The 16,108-nt window shown below is 58.1% G+C and carries 14 protein-coding genes and 3 pseudogenes; 9 read left to right on the top strand and 8 right to left on the bottom strand.

Annotation, left to right across the window (positions count from 1 at the left end; translation table 11 throughout):
• Positions 1 to 332, top strand: a 332-nt coding sequence (locus EGH23_RS25420) for a toxin-antitoxin system TumE family protein (protein WP_425433283.1), incomplete at its 5' end; no start/stop codon positions are given.
• Between the two features lie 413 nt (positions 333 to 745).
• Here EGH23_RS25420 and EGH23_RS25425 read toward each other — a convergent pair.
• Positions 746 to 999, bottom strand: a pseudogene (locus EGH23_RS25425) (IS6 family transposase); the annotation flags it as partial.
• Between the two features lie 281 nt (positions 1,000 to 1,280).
• Here EGH23_RS25425 and EGH23_RS25430 point away from each other — a divergent pair.
• The 4 genes from EGH23_RS25430 (at position 1,281) to EGH23_RS25445 (ending at position 4,617) form a co-directional block, all read left to right on the top strand.
• Positions 1,281 to 1,598, top strand: coding sequence for an RPA12/RPB9/RPC11 RNA polymerase family protein (locus EGH23_RS25430; RefSeq protein ID WP_220582783.1), 318 nt, complete (start codon positions 1,281 to 1,283; stop codon positions 1,596 to 1,598).
• A 219-nt stretch (positions 1,599 to 1,817) separates the two neighbouring features.
• Complete coding sequence (locus EGH23_RS25435; protein ID WP_220582784.1) at positions 1,818 to 2,978, top strand: hypothetical protein; 1,161 nt, start codon at positions 1,818 to 1,820, stop codon at positions 2,976 to 2,978.
• Between the two features lie 465 nt (positions 2,979 to 3,443).
• Complete coding sequence (locus tag EGH23_RS25440) at positions 3,444 to 3,815, top strand: ArsR/SmtB family transcription factor (protein ID WP_220582785.1); 372 nt, start codon at positions 3,444 to 3,446, stop codon at positions 3,813 to 3,815.
• Positions 3,808 to 4,617 (top strand): arsenite methyltransferase, encoded by an 810-nt coding sequence (locus EGH23_RS25445; RefSeq protein WP_220582786.1) that lies wholly within the window; start codon positions 3,808 to 3,810, stop codon positions 4,615 to 4,617. The genes EGH23_RS25440 and EGH23_RS25445 overlap by 8 nt, the downstream gene beginning before the upstream one ends.
• A gap of 24 nt (positions 4,618 to 4,641) precedes the next feature.
• Here EGH23_RS25445 and EGH23_RS25450 read toward each other — a convergent pair whose 3' ends face one another.
• The 5 genes and pseudogenes from EGH23_RS25450 to EGH23_RS25470 form a co-directional block, all read right to left on the bottom strand.
• Positions 4,642 to 5,100 carry a low molecular weight phosphatase family protein gene (locus EGH23_RS25450; protein WP_220582787.1) on the bottom strand — a complete coding sequence of 153 codons (459 nt, stop codon included), beginning with the start codon at positions 5,098 to 5,100 and terminating at the stop codon, positions 4,642 to 4,644.
• Between the two features lie 95 nt (positions 5,101 to 5,195).
• Positions 5,196 to 5,420 (bottom strand): annotated as a pseudogene (locus EGH23_RS25455) (ArsR family transcriptional regulator); the annotation flags it as partial.
• 229 nt (positions 5,421 to 5,649) lie between these two features.
• A complete protein-coding gene (locus tag EGH23_RS25460; protein WP_220582788.1) occupies positions 5,650 to 5,886 on the bottom strand; it encodes a hypothetical protein in 237 nt (78 codons plus the stop codon).
• Positions 5,887 to 6,121: 235 nt separating this feature from the next.
• Entirely contained in the window at positions 6,122 to 6,634 is a 513-nt protein-coding gene (locus EGH23_RS25465) for an Lrp/AsnC family transcriptional regulator (RefSeq protein ID WP_220582789.1), read from the bottom strand.
• Between the two features lie 348 nt (positions 6,635 to 6,982).
• Positions 6,983 to 7,318 carry a HalOD1 output domain-containing protein gene (locus tag EGH23_RS25470; RefSeq protein WP_220582790.1) on the bottom strand — a complete coding sequence of 112 codons (336 nt, stop codon included), beginning with the start codon at positions 7,316 to 7,318 and terminating at the stop codon, positions 6,983 to 6,985.
• 262 nt (positions 7,319 to 7,580) lie between these two features.
• Here EGH23_RS25470 and EGH23_RS25475 point away from each other — a divergent pair, with 262 nt between their 5' ends.
• Positions 7,581 to 8,411 carry a TrmB family transcriptional regulator gene (locus EGH23_RS25475; RefSeq protein ID WP_220582791.1) on the top strand — a complete coding sequence of 277 codons (831 nt, stop codon included), beginning with the start codon at positions 7,581 to 7,583 and terminating at the stop codon, positions 8,409 to 8,411.
• Positions 8,412 to 9,171: 760 nt separating this feature from the next.
• Here the strand turns inward: EGH23_RS25475 and EGH23_RS25480 are convergent.
• Positions 9,172 to 11,148: an SLC13 family permease gene (locus EGH23_RS25480; protein ID WP_328767148.1), complete on the bottom strand. Its 1,977-nt coding sequence runs from the start codon at positions 11,146 to 11,148 to the stop codon at positions 9,172 to 9,174.
• A 305-nt stretch (positions 11,149 to 11,453) separates the two neighbouring features.
• Between EGH23_RS25480 and EGH23_RS25485 the strand changes: the two genes are divergently transcribed.
• Positions 11,454 to 14,192, top strand: a complete 2,739-nt coding sequence (locus EGH23_RS25485) for a cation-translocating P-type ATPase (RefSeq protein ID WP_220582792.1) — start codon at positions 11,454 to 11,456, stop codon at positions 14,190 to 14,192.
• 14 nt (positions 14,193 to 14,206) lie between these two features.
• On the opposite strand, the gene EGH23_RS25490 is transcribed toward EGH23_RS25485, so the two are convergent.
• The gene (locus EGH23_RS25490; RefSeq protein ID WP_220582793.1) at positions 14,207 to 15,250 is read right to left on the bottom strand and encodes an AI-2E family transporter; all 1,044 of its coding nucleotides are present in this window, start codon (positions 15,248 to 15,250) and stop codon (positions 14,207 to 14,209) included.
• Between the two features lie 120 nt (positions 15,251 to 15,370).
• On the opposite strand from EGH23_RS25490, the gene EGH23_RS25495 reads away from it, so the two are divergent.
• Together EGH23_RS25495 and EGH23_RS26730 are read left to right on the top strand one after the other, a co-directional pair.
• A complete protein-coding gene (locus tag EGH23_RS25495) occupies positions 15,371 to 15,610 on the top strand; it encodes an amphi-Trp domain-containing protein (RefSeq protein ID WP_220582796.1) in 240 nt (79 codons plus the stop codon).
• Positions 15,611 to 15,940: 330 nt separating this feature from the next.
• Positions 15,941 to 16,108: pseudogene (locus tag EGH23_RS26730) on the top strand (TIGR00341 family protein); the annotation flags it as partial.

Consider the following 16,108-nt stretch of genomic DNA (forward strand, 5'->3'; position numbering starts at 1 on the left):
CGACCGTCACGGACGCCAGCGGCCATCTGGAACTCCACGTCGTCTTTGCCCCGTCGTACTACCCAGCAGCCGTCGACGAGGCGCAGTTGACGGTCCGTTGGTACATGAACGACGACTTCAAACTTCACTATCGAGAGCAGCACTCAGACCACACCTGGGAGTGCCGGTGGGACCGGCACCCGAATCCGCACAATACACGAGACCACTCCCATCCCCCGCCCACCGTCCCGACGCCTAGCGAGGACGCATCGTGGCCGGACGACCATCGTGATGTCGTTGCGCTCGTCCTCGACGAGATCGAAGACCGGATCACGGCCCTCTGGAGCGAGTAGGGGCCGCGGTCTCGCGTGGGGAGTTTGTCCGCGCCAAAAGAGAGAGTGTCGCGCTCTCGAGCCACGTGCTCAGGCCGGTGCACGCTGTATCTGCGCGTCGCTCCCGAAGGAATGTAGTAGACAGCGGCGACACGTGGTCACCGAATCCGGGAGACTATCCGTCTTGCAGACAGTAAAGCAACTATGTTTCAGCGGCTGTTGGCAAGACTACGACAGTCACTCGTATCAGGGCAACTCTACAGTACGACAGTCGATCCATGCGTTGAGTGTGGGAATGCAACAGTCCCGGGTGCCGGCCGGTGTACCGACTGTTTCAACAACTAATCGTCCGTACTACCATAGCCTCGTCACAGGCAGTCGACAGGCAACTCGCAGATGTCACTCAAAGTGGTTGCTGGTATCAACGGCACTGTCTAGTTTAGGACCACCTCAGCTGGAGTTCGATTGTTGAGGGATTGATGGGTCGCTGCTGGTTATAGTAATGGAACTGTTCAAGCCACCGGCGAACGCTGACCTGACTGCCCACCCACGAGCGATGGAAGCGGGCGATGCGCATTTTGAGAGTGTGAAACCACTTTTCGATGAGGTTTCGGTCGACGTAGTCAAGCCGACCGCTCAGATCTAATCGAGCAAGAGCAGTCAGATAGCCGTAGCCATCGACGAGTGGGAGTCCATCTCGCCGAGCCTTCTGATAGTCGGACTGCTGTGTCTCTCGGCCTATGGGACGTGGATGAGTATTGGTGACGGCTTGACGCCGGTTGATCCCACTCCCTTCGGCTGGTACACACTCCTTTGGGCTGGTATCGCCGTCCTCATCTCTGGAGTGGGGTGGGCAGAGATGAGACGTAGTCAGTACTCTACAACGAACACAACGTGAGCAGTTGCCTGAACCCCACGACGGATCGGAAGCTAACGCATATATCCGACAACCGTGTATCCGTACTTTATATGCAATTCTGTGACGAGTGTGGTTCGCTGACGCATACGGAGGGCGACACGTGGGTGTGTCGCTCCTGTGAGCACGAGGAGCCGCGGGATTCGCAAGCTGAAGCGGCGATGGCGACGCAGAATGGACAGCGAGACGATGGGGCACCGACCGTGGCCGACGCGACTCAGGGCTCCACCGAGACGGTACAAGAGCCCTGTCCGGCGGACGACTGCGACAGCGACCGGGCCTACTACGAGATGCTGCCGAAGCCGGGTGGCTCCTACGAGGTTCGGCTGTTCACCTGCGTCGAGTGCGGCCACAAGTGGCGCGAGTCCTGACTGGATTCTTCCCAGCAAGTGTGAAACCAAGGACGGCGGCTTGCTGATCTCACTCTCTGTATCGGGCACGTCGATACTGTCAGAACGCGAGTAATCAGATCGGTTGAGAGAGCAGCCTAATCAACGGAGACCTGGATTGCGCCATCGTGTTGGGTTACTCTATGAAAGCCCAGTAATCGATGCACGGCTTATTTGAGCGCTCCAGCGAGAGGGACACCAATGACTGACGCGTTCGCGGATAGGACCCTCGCCGAGCACCGGCGCGTTTTCGAGAAGATATGGTGGCAAAACCCCGAGCGTCAGAACGAGACGTCCTCGTCTTGGTGGTTCTTTCTCCTGTTCCCGGAGGGCGAGGCCGGATACGGTCCCAAACAACTGATGTTCTCGATAGCTGCCTGTGTGGGTGACCAGTCCCGTGTCAACGACCTCCCGCCCCAGGGAATGGACGCCGACCGCCCCGTCGTCGACGGCGTGGATAGATTCAACGCGACAACGGTCGGCTGGACCGGCGACGACGAAGGGGTCCACGACCATGTCGTCAGGCAACCAGCCGAAGCGGTACTCTCTCGAGAGGACCAGCGTCTCGAAGCCTGGACAGACCGCGAGGACGGTACCAGACGCGGAAGCGAGATAGCGGCGCTCTCGAACCGCCCCCTCGGTCTGCGAGCCCACGTCATCGGTGACGACGCCGAGGCGGAGTTCGAGGCGTGGGGCGACCTCGACTCGAAGATGACCTCACCACACCACTCACTGGATATCGATACACCGCTGGGTGGCGCCGAGGTCGTGGCTTGGCGCCGGATGGAGTTCGAGGGGGAGTTCGACCTGCCCGACGGCCCCGAGACGCTCTCCGGATCGTGTTACTTCCAGCGCGTGTGTTTCGACATGCCGCTGTTACCCTGGAAGTGGATCTGGGCAATCTTCCCGGACGGGACCTCGTTTTCCGTGTTGGTTCCCTTTATCGGGCCGCAGCTGTTCCGCCGAGGCTACAAATTCTTCTCCTCGGACAGACTCGAACGCCTGACGATACCCCTTCGACAGTTCGGGTTCTGGGACTGGGGCTCAAAAGACGGGCATGTCGAGTTTGATACGGTTACTGTCGAGCCGCTCCTGGGCACTGGCGAGCACCCTGACTTCGACGTTCGCGTCGAGAACGAGGAGGGCGATTACGTGCGGTTCGTGGCCCGGACTTATGGCCATGCGCGAAACTGGCTCGACCGTCCGAGACTCGGTGGTCGGCTTACGTCTCACTGGAGTTACAACGAGTTCATGTTCCGGATAGCCGGACTCGCCGGACACGTCGGCGGCACATCGATCGACGCCGACTCGATGGGTCCCGGATTCGGAACGTTGGAATACAGTACCGGGTTGGGTCTCTGAGCCACACCATTTGATTGAATAGTCGACGATGTGGCCGCGGTTGCCTGACAGTCTGTTCGACAAGGAGTAAGAGTATAGTCTCAAGGTAGCCACAAGCGCATTACCGACCCGAGACGGCGACGTAGGCTGTCACCAGTAGGAACGGCTCGGTCAGTGGATCTCTCGACCGTCTCGACAATTGCATGGCTATTACGATAGCGTCGGTATCATCGATCAACACGTGGCAGTAGCAGTCGATACAGAACTAACCAACAAAGCAAGGGAAGCCGACCGAACGTTGGGTAGCTAATTCGTTCCGTTTCTGCTACTCCCCGTTTGTTGCTCGGGAGACCATCTGAAATAGCTGTTAGTTAGAGTTACGGATTGACTGCCGAACGATAACAATCCCAGTTCGGAGGTGATACAAGGGGGTCCATTCCAGCGAAACAGATATATTAGCATAGGCTAATATTAGCAATCGCTAAGATGACCCGACAATCGTCCTCACCGACACAGAGTGAGAAAAGGCCGTCCGACAGAGAGTGCTGTACTGCCGCGCATTCATTAGCTGAGTCGGAGCTCACTACAGATGTCCGGGTTCTCTCCGCTCTCGGCAACGACACTCGGTACGAGGCACTCAGATTGATTGCTGACACAGAGGGTGACGTATGTGTTTGCGAGCTCGAACCGGCACTCGGTGTCAGCCAGGGCGCTATCAGTCAGGCGCTTTCACGGCTCTACGCTGCCGGACTCGTGTCTCGCCGCAAAGACGGCAAATGGCGATACTATGCAGCAACTCCACGAGCGACGGCCCTCCTCACCACACTTGATGAATCACGGGGTGAGCTCAATGAGTGAACAGCCCACCTCGGACTCAACGACCGATGGGCTGGCTCCCGACGAACAACGCCGAGCAGTCCGCCGACGGTATGCACAGATTGCGAGCGAGTCGTCAAGTTGCTGTAGCGACTCGGGCGCTACACCTACCGAGGAGCTGACTCGCCAACTCGGGTACTCCGAGGACGAGGAAACCGCTGTCGTGGACGGGGCAAACCTGGGGCTTGGCTGTGGCAATCCAAACGCACTCGCCGCTCTGCAGTCCGGTGAGACTGTCCTTGACTTGGGCTCCGGTGCGGGCTTCGATTGTTTCCTCGCTGCCCGAGAAGTCGGGGATACCGGTCATGTAATCGGCGTCGATATGACGCCAGCGATGATCGAGAAGGCCCGCGATAACGTCACGAAGAACGATGTTCGGAACGTCGAGTTCCGGCTCGGTGAAATCGAACAGCTTCCGGTCGCCGACGAGACAGTCGACGTCATCATTTCGAACTGTGTGATCAACCTCTCCCCGGACAAACAGCAGGTGTTCCACGAGGCCTATCGTGTCCTCCGGCCTGGCGGACGACTCGCGATCTCGGACGTGGTTTTGACTGCCGAACTGCCAGCGGATGTTCATGCCGACCCGGAGTCAGTCGCCTCTTGCGTTGCGGGTGCTTCGCCGATAGTCGACGTCGAACGAATGCTTTCGAACGCGGGATTCGAGGCTATTCAGATCGAGTCGGACGAAGCAAGCGAGGAGTTCATCAGCGAATGGGACGCCGAACGGGACGTGAGCGAGTACGTAGTGTCGGCGACGATCGAAGCTACCAAGCCGGTCTGAGACGGTTGTTCGACTCCAGGTACTCTATTTCGAAGTTGCTCTATTCGGCGAAGCATCCGTCTCGTCGAAGAACTCGTCGAAAAGAGCCGTTACTCGCTGTTCGATGTCGTCTCGAATCACACGGACTTGGTCGAGGTCTTGACCGTCAGGGTCGTCTAGTGCCCAGTCACGAACGTCGACGTCAGCTGCGTCGAGGTCAAGCGTCGAACAGCCCATGGTCGCGACAACGTCGCAGGATTCGAGTTTCACCGTCGAGACTTCCCGTGGGGTCCGATCCGAGAGATCGATATCGAGTTCCCCCATTACCGTCACGACCTCTTCATGGACGCTGTCAGCTGGGTGGGTCCCTCCTGTGATGATCTCTACGCTGTCTTCGAGTCCTCGGCGCTCACGCTCACGTTCAGCAAATGCCGTCGACATCTGACTGCGGCCTGCATTCTGTACACATACGAAACCGAACGTTACTATCGAATCAGCAGCCATAGACGACAGATTCGCCGTCACTGGCTTGATACCTCGTATGTGGTCTATATAGTGGACAATACCTCTCAGATGAGAGACAGCCCTATTCTAATGCTTTACAGACGCGACCCATCGATTGCGGCCATCAGCGCAGTCGTCCGTTGCGTGGTCTCGTACTTTCGCCAGTTCTCCTCGTACCGCTTGATGAGACCGGAGTCGGTGAGTTGTGAGAGTGCATGACTAATCGCGCTATCACTTACCGAGAGGGGCGGCGAGAATTCACAGACACATAGTTCAGAGTCAACTGCGTGGAGAAGGCGAACGATTTTGTAGCGAGATTTGACAACGGAATCCCCGACGACGAACGGATTCGCCGCGAATCGCAGATGCTCGTGCGCGTCGATATAGAGACCGAGAGTCGTCACAGTATCTGCTAGTACCGCCGGGCTGATACAGAGAGCGTCTCCATTACGGCCAGTGATTTGTCGGAATGAGATACAGACTAGAACCTATCGTATCGGAAAATCGATCACGATACCGCCGGCGGAAACTACTTATATTGTGACACGTCTATTCGAGGAGGTCAGAGTCCTCCGCAAGCTGATCCCAGACGTCGCGGGTTTCTGCAAGCGATTCAACGCCCCGCAATCGCTCCCTCAATTGGGCCGCTTCCTCATGATCTACAGACCCCTCTATGACCGCCTGTTGAATCGTATCTGCGAGCAGCCCGATCTGATAGTCGAGGCTGCTGACCATCTCATGTCTGATACGTTCGTTTGCTAGTGCATCGGGGGTTGTGTCGTTCATTATGTCGAGGGGGGTCCCAAGCGAGAACCGGCCAAGTGAACTGACCGGTTTCACTCCCTCTGCATAAGAGAGGAATTGACCCCGGAAAACGGTGTTGTGAACGCTAGCAGACCAATACGGGGTTCCACAAGATATGGACTCAAGACTGTGTCTCTGTGATCAGCGAATGTGGAATGTCCTGATCAGTCGCACGTATTCTGCGGATTCCCGAATTCCTATCATCCCTGCGTGAGGTCTATGATTCTTCTTCAGCGCCGGCCTCCGCGTGCGCGTCCATCTCTTCTGCTCCCTGCAAGAAGAAGTGATTGAAGGGTTGGACGTGTCGCCGTCGCATCATCTCCGAACTCTCGATTTCGACGCCGATGTCGTGGATCGCGTCGGTGATTCTGGTAATATCGCTCGTGCTCGTCCCGACGACGTCGACGTGGATGTTGCGCCGCCCAGTGAGCATCTCACGAACGTCGATGACGCCCTGGATCGCCCTGATGTCCGCCGAGTACTGTTTGAGTTTAGTGGGCGATGCGGAGATGACAAACGTCACTTGCAAAGGGAGGTTGGCCGCCTCGTAATCGATCTCTGGATGATACCCTTTGATGATGCCATCTTCTTCGAGCTGATCGATTCGGTTCCGAACGGTACTGGCCGAGACGCCAGCCGTGTCGCCGATTTCCTGTGCCGTCTTGTTGCGGGCATCTTGCTGGAGCAAGTAGAGGATGCTCCGGTCCACATCGTCTAGATCTCGACCCATGGGATGGAGTACGGCGTGGAAGTACTAACATATTCCCTACCGCATGAGTAACTCGTGTCTCATCACCCTCGCTGCGGGATACAGGATATTCGGCAGGTGATTAGGTTCAGGTTCGCACACTGTGGATTCTGTGATTATTATCCTAACTGCTGGGATTGTTACGTCTACAGATAGTATAATCGGTGGGAGTACAGGAGCCTCTGACAAACCAGATGCAGTAGAGTCATCTGTGCGGTTTCCCGTACTCCTTCATGCCACGACGAGCACTGAAACAACCCTCCACGAAGAAACCGCTATGCAACAGAGTATTCGCTTCGATTCCATCTATGACGCACGTTCCTACAGAAACTAATCGTCGTCCCCATCTGTGAGAGCTCCATCGATCTGAATTTCGATGTTGCCATTCCTGTTCACCCGGACAGTGGTATCAGCATATTTGAACGAGACCGTAACTGACGCTGACTCTTCGCTAGTGAGCAGTGCATCAAACGCATCAGCGTCAACGCTCCGGTGGCGTAGTGGAAGATCGGCTGTCGTCCGGTCCGTGGCAGCAGCAACTGCTTCAACGAGAGCTACGCTAGGCGGGCCTGGCTGGCTCCAGTCATGGCGAACCGTAGTCGAATTCGTTTCTTGGTCGGATTGATAGCCAGATATCGAATCCGTCACTAGTCTCGTAAAAACCACCGGGAATGGTGGTTCCAGCGTGTAGCGACAGCGAGGTTGGGACCCGTTCCGTCACTACACGCCATGCTACGTTCCGTGCTACCTGCATATAGATGTACTGTGATTAAGTGGGTGAACGAACGAGAAGCGTCGATTTCGCAGAATTTGAAAACTCCTGGATCTCGGAGAATTGTGTAACTATCTGAGCTACACTTTGCAACCCGGTGCGACGTACTAAACACCTAGGAGATGAATGGGACGATAGCAGTCGAGGTTGGGACCAATGGACGCTGTTTCAAACCAAGGACGAGCGATCGAACTGCTCCAACAACTCGGACTCAAAGAATACGAGGCCAAGGCGTTTGTCGCACTCACACGCCGGCAGCGCGGGACGGCCAAGGACATCAGCGAGACCTCCGAGGTGCCCCGGACGCGCGTCTACGATGCGATTCGCGTACTGAAATCGAAGGGCCTGGTAGAGACCCAGCACTCAAACCCGCAGGTGTTTCGAGCGGTCTCTATCGACGAGGCTGTCAATACCCTTCAGTCAGAGTACGTCGAACGCACCGAGTCACTTCGGAGCGCTCTGAGCGGACTTGAACCGGCTGACGATGAAGAATCAACAGAGGCTACCCACGAGGTGTGGTCTATCTCGGGCGATCAGGGCATTGCGAGCCGGACACGACAGTCAATCGAGGAAGCGGCAGAGGAGGTAATCCTCGTGATCGGGCACGAGAGTGTGTTCACCGACCAGTTGGTCGAACAGTTGCGGTCGGCCCAAGAACGAGACGTGCACGTCATCGTCGGGACGGTCGACGAGGAACTCCAGGCCGCGATTCAGAGTGCCCTTCCGGATGTCGAAGTGTTCGTTTCGGGACTGGACCGGCTAAGCCGATCGCCACTCCCGGGTGACGATACCGAAATCAGTCGGTTGTTACTGGTCGACCGCGAGGCGATCCTGGTGAGTTCGTTCACTGATACGAGTGAAGAAGGCCGTGAACACGAACAAGCTGTCTTTGGTCGCGGATTCGACAACGGGCTGGTCGCGATCACTCGACGGCTAATGGCTACGGGATTGCGCTCTAGGAACAACCCCGAGACTAGTGAAACCTGAGTATTCGAGATAGTAATTTTGAAACGGTCGATTTTAGCTGGCACATACTGCAGAATCGCTTCGTTCGACAGTCGGGTCGGAGCCTGCAGCGCCAACCTGTGCGTATTGCAGGTATTGGTGCCACCAACGACGACGATTCCCGCTACGTTTGACACTCGACTCAACGATGAACACCGGGCGGCATACAGTCCTCGCGATCACGACCGTCGGCACAACGGCGTGCGTCGCCATCGCCCCACTCGCGAAACTCGTCGCACCCAGTCTCGAGAGACTACTCAGCGGGTGCCTCGCGTTGGCGTTCAGTTGCTCGACCCGTCACAGCGGTCGCGTGGATGGTACGCTGATCGCGTCAAACCCAGCGTCACTTTTCATAGTGTCTGTAACGGGAAGTGCACGTAGCCACATCCTCTATCGAGGATTGCCTTGTCGAATTAATGGCAAGCGAGTAAACCTGACGAGTAGCGCTCTCGCGATCAGTACCTACCCGAAAGCCGAGCGGCTTCAATCGTTGACCGAGTCTCTGTACTGGCTGTCCCTACTTCGCACCGATTTTTCCTCGATTGACGAGCACGTTTATTCGGGGTGGCCAGGGGTACACGAATACGAACACCAGGATCACGAATTCCTGGCCACGATGACGAGGAGGCACTCACCAACAGGTACAGAGCGATTCAACACACCCATTGTCGTGTGAGGCACTCGTAGGGGGTGCTGCAGCGAGCGACACCCGTGTCCAGTACGGATTGGAGTCTCGATGTTGTCACAGACCCCAAAAGAACGCGATGCCAGCCGTCGTCACGACGGTCAGTATCAGTTGTAACGGGGCGCCGACCCGCGCGAAGTCGGTGAACTTGTACCCACCGGGGCCATAGACCATCAGATTCGTCTGGTAGCCGACGGGACTGAGTAGCGGTGTGCTGGCGGCGAACGTCACCGCGAGGGCGAACGCGAAGGCGTTGACTCCGAGTTGACCAGCGACTTCCACGGCGATAGGGAGCATCAATACGATACTGGCGTTGTTGCTCATCATTTCCGTGATAATCGCGGTCCCCAGGTAGAATACCGCGAGCATTACGAGTGGCGGCAGCATGGTGCCCTCGGTGGCGATGCCCGACGCGATCAGATCCGCGGTCCCGGACGCTTCGAACGCGATTCCCAGGGGAATAACGCCAGCGAGCAGGAAAATAACATCCCAATCGACGGCTTCGTAGGCATCCGCAGGGCGGAGGATACCCGAAAAGAGCATCGCGACGACGCCAGCGAGCGCGCTGACCATGATCGGGAGATACTCGAGGGCGGCCAGTCCGACGACGGCGGCGACGATGCCCAGTGCGATTGGAATCCGTGTCCGGTCGAAATCCTCCCAGCGTCTGTCACTGGAGACGACGATATTGTTGTCATCCCGGAGCCGGTCAAGGACGTCCTCGTTCGTCTGAACGAGTAACACGTCACCGCCCTGTAGGCGCACGTCTCGGAGGCGCTGACGAATCACATCGTTCCCCCGGCGGACGGCAAGCACGGTCGCGTCGTAGGTTCGTTCGAATCCCGCGACGCCGTTTCGTCTGTTCAACCACGCCCCGGGGAGCAACACGATCTCCGTGAGCGAAACTTCGTCCTCGGCTTCCTCCACGTTTTCAGTTCTCTCGTCGTTGTTCGTGGCCGGATTGGGTGTTGCCGACGGTTGGTTCCACGCGTGGTGCTCGGGGACGAATCCTTCGGGGAGCGGTTCGTCCCCGTCCGCTGCGGCGTCGAGGAGTTCCGGGAGAAAATCGAGGTGTTCGTCCCCGATGACTTGTTCGAGCGTCTCCTGGCTTGCTCTGACCGAGAGGACGTCGCCGGCGCGGATTCGCTCGCTGGAGAGGGCGCGAACGATACTACGACCGTTGCGCATAATCTGGAAGACGTCCAGATCAAGGTCGCCGCGTCGCACCTCCCGCACCTGTGAGCCGACGAGGTCAGAGTTCTCGTGGACGACGACGTCGGTGAGGTAGTCAGCCATGCCGAATTGGTCCGTGGGGGTTCCCTCGGCCGCGATTCGGGCTGGCGTGAGATACCGACCGACCGTAAGGAGGTACAGTATGCCGACGGTCAGCACGACGGCGCCGAGCTGCGTGAACTCGAACAGTGAGAACGGTTCTGCGGTCGGGCCACCGACCTGCGCCCAGATCTGGCTCGCGAGCAGGTTCGTCGACGTGCCGATGACGGTGAGCATCCCGCCCAGCATCGCGGCGAAGGAGAGGGGAATCAGCAGCTTCGACGGCGAGGTTCCGGTCTTTCGGGCGAGGGTCGTGACGGCTGGAATGAGTACTGCGACAATGGGCGTGTTGTTGACGAAACCCGCCGACGGGCCAGCCAGTCCGACCGTCGCGAGGAGTTGGCGGAATTCGCTGTCGCCCGCGAACCCCTCTAATTTCTGCGTGAGGATCTGGATGACGCCGGTCTGTCGCACCCCCTCGCTGAGGATGAACATCGCCAGCACGGTGAGCGTCGCAGGGTTCGAGAAGCCCGAGACGCCTTCCTCGGGTGAGACGCCCGTCCACGGACCGAGGAGGATCAATACGACCATCAGGGCGATCGCGGTGGTGTCGATCGAAACCGGCTGGAAGATGAATAGGACGAGTGCGACGACGACGACCGCAAGAACCACGAGTACGTCGACAGAGACCGGTAGTTGCACGGGAAACTGCTGGAGTAGTGCTAGCGGTGCCAGTACGGGTTCGTAGGGTACGGTCGTCACGAATCAACCGGGAGTAAATTCCCGCGGTGGCGACATAGTAGTACGGTTCGCGCCTCAGCACCCTCGGTGTTTGGCTAACACGGACAGAAATACTCGGTGTCCCTGTGAACGGCAGACTTCGATCGTTCTTGGTCCGTTACTCAGGGGTCCTATACACCAATTTCTCCATTCACGGCCGTACTTGGACTCGGGATGTCTGAATTCTCGTCACCGTTCCGGTTTCGTGCCCGGAGATCATCGGGGTCTCACACCGTCTTTTTTATTATTATCGACCGTGGCTACTCACAGGGACTTCTCCTCTGGAAATGGACGAACACCCGATTCAAACGCCGTGGGCGAAATCGTCTGATGAAATCGTAGCGCATTACGATGTTTCTGTAAACGAAGGGCTGAGCGAGGACGAAGCCAAAACGCGGCGCGAGCGGGTCGGCCCGAATGCGTTGCGAAAGGGGGAACAGCGGGGTTGGTGGAGAGTTCTGGCGGACCAGTTCAGGAGCTTCATCGTCCTATTGCTGGCGGTGGCGGGAGTGGCAGCCTTCGTACTGAACGAGAACGTCGAGGGTGTCGCCATCTTCGTCGTGCTCCTCATCAATGGGCTCATCGGGTTCGTCACCGAGATGCGGGCCATCAAGTCGATGGAGGGGCTCCAAGAGATGACGGAGATCGAGGCTCGCGTTCGTCGGGAGGGGGAGGTCGAGGAGGTGTCTGCCGAAGATCTAGTACCAAGAGACATCGTGCTCCTCAACGCCGGAAACGTTGTTCCGGCCGACCTTCGAGTGATCGAGCCCTCTAAGCTCCAAGCCGACGAATCGGCGCTCACCGGCGAGTCCGTTCCCGTCGGAAAGACGAGCGACGTCCCCGAGGAAGACGTGCCCCTCGCCGAGCGAGAGAACATGCTTTACAAGGGGACGAGCGTGACGCGGGGGACTGCGGAAACGGTCGTCGTGTCCACGGGGATGGACACGGAACTGGGCAGGATCTCGGCGTCGCTGCAGGGAGAAGCCGAGGAGAAGACGCCGCTCCAGCAGAAGTTGGACGAACTCGGGCGGAAGCTCGTTCCGTTCCTGCTCGTCGTGGCCGCGATCGTCTTCGTCTCGGGATGGCTCAGGGGCCAGGATCTGTACCTGATGGTCGAGACGGCCATCGCACTGGCCATCGCGACCGTCCCGGAAGGGCTTCCGGTCGTCGCCACGCTCGTACTCGCGCGCGGGATGTGGCGGATGGCGGATCGCAACGCCCTGATCAACAACCTCGCCTCCGTCGAGACGCTGGGCTCGACGAACATCATCTGTACCGACAAGACGGGCACGCTGACAGAGAACAAGATGACCGTCAGCGAGTACGAGCTGGCCAGCGGCTCGGTTGCCGTCACCGGAACAGGCCTCGATACAGAGGGGGTGTTTCAGCAGAGTGATGAAGAGCGGGACGAGCCACGGGACCCTGTCCTGCAGGAAGCGCTGGAGGTGGGCGTTCTCTGTAACAATGCGTCAGTGACCGAGGAAGGGGGCGAGACGGCCGTGACGGGTGATCCGACGGAAGCTGCCCTCCTGATATCGGGATTGAAGGGCGGCATCGATCGGAACGAACTCCTCAAGTCGATGCCCGAAGCTCGCGAGGTGTCCTTCGACCCGTCTGTTAAGATGATGGCGACCTACCACGAGCTGAACGGAAGCTATAAGCTCGCCGTGAAAGGTTCGCCGGAGGCGGTCGTCGAGTCGTCAACCCGGCTGGTAACGGGTGACGGCACCGAGTCTCTCTCGGACCACAATAAAGAAGAGTGGATTCAAAAGAGCGAGACCATGGCCGAAGACGGATTACGGGTCCTCGCGCTCGCCAGAAAGGACGTCGAAAGTACGGACGCCCCGCCGTACGAGGAGCTGTCGTTGCTCGGATTGGTCGCCATGATCGATCCGCCCCGAGAGGAGGTCAAGTCGACGATCGAGAACTGTCTGGATGCAGGGTTGCGGATCGTCATGGTGACCGGTGATCATCCGGGGACGGCCAAAAACATCGCCCGAAGCGTCGGGCTGATGGATTCGGATGACGATGAGGTCATCCAAGGAAGCGAACTTGACGACCCCGAGAACCTGTCCCGGGACGAGATGGAGCGGTTCGTGAACGCGTCGGTCTTCGCGCGGGTCGCTCCGGAGAACAAGCTTGACCTGATCGGAATTCATCAGGCAGCCGGGTCGATCGTGGCCATGACCGGCGACGGGGTCAACGACGCGCCAGCGCTGAAGCGGGCCGACATCGGCGTTGCTATGGGTCAACGGGGAACGCAAGTGGCTCAGGAGGCGGCGGACATGATTCTCCGGGACGACAACTTCACGAGTATCTACCACGCCATCAGGGAAGGGCGGATCATATTCCGGAACATCCGGAAGTTCGTGCTGTATCTCATGTCTTGCAACCTCAGCGAACTGCTGGCCATTCTGATCGCAGCACTGCTTGGCTTTCCGCTGCCGTTGCTTCCCCTGCAGATCCTCTTTCTCAACGTCGTGACTGACATTTTCCCAGCGTTCGCATTGGGGGCGTGCGGAGGCAGTAAGGAAATTATGAACACGCCACCGAGGGATCCCGACGAGCCGATCCTGACCCGCACGCACTGGACCGAACTAGGGCTGTACGGAACTATGATCGCAGTCGCGACTATCGGCGCGTTCGTAATCGGGGGCAGCATGTACGCCGGCGGAATGGGGGCCGACGAGGTCGTCACCATGTCGTTCCTCACGCTGGCGTTCGCCCAGCTCTGGCACGTGTTCAACACGCGGGAACTCACGTCGGGCATCGTGCGCAACGAGGTCACCGAGAACGCGTACGTGTGGGGTGCACTCGGCCTGTCGGCCCTGCTGGTGGTCAGCACCCTCTACCTGCCGGGGGTTTCGCTGGCACTAAACACCGCCCCCATCGGTCTCGAAAGCTGGGTCGTCGTGCTCGGAATGAGCCTGCTCCCCCTGGCCACTGGACAGATCGTTCTGGAGTTTCGTCGCCGATTTGGCACGCCGAACCTGAGAACAAGGCTCGGAGATCTATCGTTCGACTGATTAGGAGCGATCAGTCAGCCGACGTTTCGCTCGTCGATCCGGGACCAGTTATCCAAGCCGACGCGGAGAGCGGCTTTGAGTGCGCCGAGAACGACGGGGCCGAAGAACAGTCCCATAATCCCGAATGCGTACGCCCCGCCGAGGATACCGAGGAGGATGACGGCAGGATTGAGCTTCGCGTACCTGTCGACGGCGAACGGACGGAGATAATCGTCAGTGAGCCCAACCACGATGACGCTGTAGACGAATAATCCGACAGCGAGTAGCGGTTCGTCCGTGAGATACAGGTAGACCACCGCCCCGCCCCAAACGGGAATCGCACCGACAAGCGGAACCATCGCGAGAACTATCATGACGGCCGTCCAGAACAACGTATTGGGAACGCCAGTAACGACGAGCCCCACTCCGGCGACAACCCCCTGGACGATAGCGACGAAGACGTGTCCGAAGAGAACGCCCCACATCACGTCGTTAATCTCGGTGTAGAGCTCGCGCTGGCTGTCCATCGGGAGAGGGACCGTTCGGTGGAGCCAGTTGACCAAGTCGTCACCGTCTTTGAGAAGGTAGTAGACGAGAAAGAGCGCTAACGCGACCCCGATGAGGTGGAAGGTGATTGTACCGAACGCTTGGGTCGACCGTTCGAATACGAGCGTTCCGATTTCCCGTCCTGAGCCAACAAGTTCGCCGGCGATGTCGACCTCTTGTCCGGTGAGTACCTCAATCCGGGATTCGATTACCTCAAGCTGCGCCGGGTCAGTGTCGAAGTTCTGGAGAATCCGGTCGGCACTACCCACGACGGTCGCGAGGACGACTACGAACGGTGCGACGAATCCGGCAACCGCCAGGATTACGAGCGAGAGTGCGGCTACCATCGGCGATACGTACGCTTCGAGGCGGATCTGCAGTGGATAGAGTACGTAGGTGAGGAGTACGGCACCGAGGACGTACTGGAGAAACGGCTGGATCAGCATGGTCGATAACACGAGGAGGGTGACGATGAGGGCGAGGACAAACCCCTTGCTGAGGTTCACAACTGCGAATTTGTCGAGCAACGGCAAAAAGATTCGATATCATACAGCTGTAGACCACTTTGACTGCCATCGACTGCCAAGGTTCTTCGGACCCCGATAAAAGCCGGTCGGCCACAGCCCCATGTATCCGTCTGTGCGTCCAACGAGATACCGTATGCCCGAGAAGTCCTCTTTCAGTCAGAGGGATCCCAAAGTCGATCGGAGCTCGCGTCGTATCTCCATCGAGGCGCAGACAAACTCGATGCCGGTGGTGATATCACCCTGATCGCCGGCGAACCATCAGTGACAATGACATCCCCTGCCCAACCGACATTCGAGGTGAAAGCCGAGCGCGAGGGACCGACCGATAGTTCTGGTGAGCTGAGTATCGAGTTCGAGTTCGAATGAACTGAAGATGGAGACGTCGGAAACGATGAAGGCGGTGGTGGGTTGGAAATCGAGTGAAGGCGGTCCTCTACGGTGACTGATATTCTGCGATGGTAAATGCCGGGAATGGACATATGTCGGATAGAGTCAGTCTCTTGTCTCTAGTGTCGAGTGGCCCTCCCAGTTGGGTTTGACATCCACGGCAGACAGCGTGCACGGTGATGACTTGATCATTCTGCTAGTGTTATCGGATCGCTCTCGGAGGTTATCACCCGCGCTCTCTTCGAGCAACCCCAGCAGGGTACTGACAGATGGGGACTATTTATCCTGTGCGGGTGAATTCTAGAACCCATGGCTCGGCTTGTTTTTGTGACTGTCCCAGCAGGAAAGCGGGACGCTGTTCTCGATGTTTTGGACGATGAAGGGATCAATTATACGCTCACTGATGAGACGAGCAACCGCGAATACACCTGTGCCGTTCATTTTCCGCTCCCGACGAATGCTGTTGAACCCATTCTG

It is taken from the genome of Haloarcula nitratireducens, from assembly GCF_019599505.1.

Excerpts from the sequence above, each read along its gene's own strand:
- EGH23_RS25445 (WP_220582786.1), top strand. The coding sequence starts at position 3,808 with ATGAGTGAACAGCCCACCTCGGACTCAACGACCGATGGGCTGGCTCCC.
- EGH23_RS25450 (WP_220582787.1), bottom strand. The coding sequence starts at position 5,100 with ATGGCTGCTGATTCGATAGTAACGTTCGGTTTCGTATGTGTACAGAAT.
- EGH23_RS25460 (WP_220582788.1), bottom strand. The coding sequence starts at position 5,886 with ATGAACGACACAACCCCCGATGCACTAGCAAACGAACGTATCAGACAT.
- EGH23_RS25440 (WP_220582785.1), top strand. The coding sequence starts at position 3,444 with ATGACCCGACAATCGTCCTCACCGACACAGAGTGAGAAAAGGCCGTCC.
- EGH23_RS25435 (WP_220582784.1), top strand. The coding sequence starts at position 1,818 with ATGACTGACGCGTTCGCGGATAGGACCCTCGCCGAGCACCGGCGCGTT.
- EGH23_RS25465 (WP_220582789.1), bottom strand. The coding sequence starts at position 6,634 with ATGGGTCGAGATCTAGACGATGTGGACCGGAGCATCCTCTACTTGCTC.
- EGH23_RS25475 (WP_220582791.1), top strand. The coding sequence starts at position 7,581 with ATGGACGCTGTTTCAAACCAAGGACGAGCGATCGAACTGCTCCAACAA.
- EGH23_RS25485 (WP_220582792.1), top strand. The coding sequence starts at position 11,454 with ATGGACGAACACCCGATTCAAACGCCGTGGGCGAAATCGTCTGATGAA.
- EGH23_RS25430 (WP_220582783.1), top strand. The coding sequence starts at position 1,281 with ATGCAATTCTGTGACGAGTGTGGTTCGCTGACGCATACGGAGGGCGAC.